Annotated in this window: 2 protein-coding genes and 1 pseudogene; 2 read left to right on the forward strand and 1 reads right to left on the reverse strand. The window is 35.1% G+C overall.

The window, feature by feature from the left end; all coding sequences use genetic code 11:
* The first annotated feature begins 107 nt into the window (after window positions 1-107).
* Window positions 108-796: pseudogene (locus tag ACPEPR_RS13735) on the forward strand (aspartate/glutamate racemase family protein).
* A 301-nt stretch (window positions 797-1,097) separates the two neighbouring features.
* Here the strand turns inward: ACPEPR_RS13735 and ACPEPR_RS13740 are convergent.
* Window positions 1,098-1,325: a hypothetical protein gene (locus ACPEPR_RS13740; RefSeq protein WP_423562557.1), complete on the reverse strand. Its 228-nt coding sequence runs from the start codon at window positions 1,323-1,325 to the stop codon at window positions 1,098-1,100.
* 62 nt (window positions 1,326-1,387) lie between these two features.
* Here ACPEPR_RS13740 and ACPEPR_RS13745 point away from each other — a divergent pair, with 62 nt between their 5' ends.
* The gene (locus tag ACPEPR_RS13745) at window positions 1,388-2,320 is read left to right on the forward strand and encodes an IS5 family transposase (protein ID WP_423562556.1); all 933 of its coding nucleotides are present in this window, start codon (window positions 1,388-1,390) and stop codon (window positions 2,318-2,320) included.
* Window positions 2,321-2,371: the final 51 nt, after the last annotated feature.

Below are 2,371 nucleotides of genomic sequence, written 5' to 3' on the forward strand. Positions count from 1 at the left end.
CTTTATATTTCGCATAATCGCCATTATGTTAAATATAAGCAATTTTTTACTAGATAATTTTAATTATATTGATAAGTTAGATTTTTTAATTTCTTAAAGGCACAACTTTGAAAACAATTGGTTTATTAGGCGGAATGAGTTGGGAATCTACAGATCTTTACTATCAACAAATCAATAAAATGGTTCAAATGAAGCTAGGAAAATTACATTCTGCCAAGGTTGTTCTTATCAGCGTTGATTTTGCTGAAATTGAAGAGTTACAACATAAGGGGCTCTGGGATGAAGCTGGACTTTATTTAAAAGATAAAGCTATTCAGCTAGAAAAAGGAGGCGCTGATGGTATTGTGCTTTGTACAAACACGATGCATAAAGTGGCTTCTTATATTGAGAATTCAACTACTATTCCATTTATTCATATTGCGGATACAACAGCTACGGAAATTTTAAGTCAAAATATTAAAAAATTGGTTTGCTTGGTACCGCTTTTACTATGGAGCAAGATTTTTATAAGAGCAGACTAGAAGATAAAGGGCTTGAAGTCATAACTCCTAATAAAGCAAATAGAAAAATTGTTCACGATATTATTTATGATGAATTATGTTTGGGAGTCATAAAAAAAGAATCTCAAGAAAAATATATGGATATTGTTGAAGAACTAATATCTTCTGGTGCAGAAGGAATTATCTTAGGATGTACAGAAATTTGTATGCTTATCGGGGATATTAAATTCTCAGTCCCTCTTTTTGATACAACATCTATACATGCAAAAGCAGCTGTAGATTTTGTCTTATCATGAATTTTTCCTAAAATTAACATAATAGAGCTTATGCGAAATAAAACTAAAATAATTGTTTAAAATCAATAACTTAAAAATTTTCACCCACCCCAAAAAACAGCAAAAAACCGACTTTGAAACATCTCGGTTTCTTTTTGAGCATATTTGTCATTTTTCGCCAATAAAAATGGTTAAAAAGTGATCAAAAAACCGCAATTCCCTATAAGATATATGCCTCTCGGAATCAAATCCATCCCCAATTTCTGCGGACAAATTTTTGGATAATTTAAGAGAATTTGAGTATTGGATACTTAGCTTATCTTTATTCAAAATCCAGCTGATATTCATCTGTTGTGATTCTTATTTTTATTTTCTTATATTTTCTATTCGTAGTACTTAATGCTGAATTGATAACTTCTTCATGAAAGTTAGAATCATTCATTATTTCACCAAATAATTTATAACCGATTAGGATTTTCTTTACTTCTTTGTATGCTTTTCGATATTTTTCAATCAATAAATCTAAATCATTAACGCTAAAATTTTTTATTTCTATTCGGCTTTGTTGCACAAACCTATCTGTAAAGGGTTTTTCAGCGATATAATTTTCAAATGAAGAAGCCTGCACACAAAATCTACCGCACAACCAATTGGCCCGCATATAACCGAGCACTCATGAGTCGCGGAAATATTGCCATTTGGTTTGATCCTGCTACGCAATGGTATGCTCCATCAAAAGGCAAACAAGGGCGAAATCAAACCTACTCCGACGCAGCCATCCAATGCTGCTTAATGATTAAATCCTTATTCCGTCTGTCTTTACGTATGGTCACTGGCTTTGTGCAAAGTCTGATTAAACTTTGCGGATTAAATTGGGTAGCTCCAGATTACACCACGCTTTGTAGAAGACAAAAGCATATTGATATTGTAATCAGCTACCAAAAAAGTAGCGATGGGCTGCATCTACTCATAGACTCTACAGGGATGAAGTTTCTAGGTGAGGGCGAATGGAAACGCAAGAAACATGGACCTGAATATCGTCGCCAATGGCGTAAACTTCATATTGGTATAGATGCCAAAACCCTTCAAATACGCGCTATTCAACTCACTACAAATAATGTGAGTGATTCACAAGGGCTTGGTGATTTACTCGATCAGATTCCACAAGATGAGCAGATTGACTCTGTTTATACCGATGGAGCTTATGATGCCAAGCAATGCCGTCAGGTCATTGCAGATCGGCAAGCGCATGCAGTGATTCCACCTAGAAAAAATGCGAAACCATGGAAAGATACAAAGAGTAGCTCGCTAGCGCGAAATGAATTACTTCGAACAGTTAAACGTTTAGGCAGGACACTATGGAAAAAATGGTCAGGCTATCATCGCCGCAGTTTGGTGGAAACCAAGATGCATTGCATCAAATTATTAGGCGATAAATTAATAGCAAGAAGCTTTCCTAGTCAGGTGAATGAGATTCATGCACGTGTAGCAGTCCTCAACAGATTTACGGAATTAGGTCGACCACTTACCCAAGTTACGCCTTAAATTTGGCTCAATTAGGGGCGCTTTGCATTTCAAATCTTTGTGCAACAAAGC

Source organism: Acinetobacter sp. AND/436 (assembly GCF_049546925.1).
In the GTDB taxonomy this organism is placed as follows: Bacteria; Pseudomonadota; Gammaproteobacteria; order Pseudomonadales; family Moraxellaceae; genus Acinetobacter; species Acinetobacter indicus.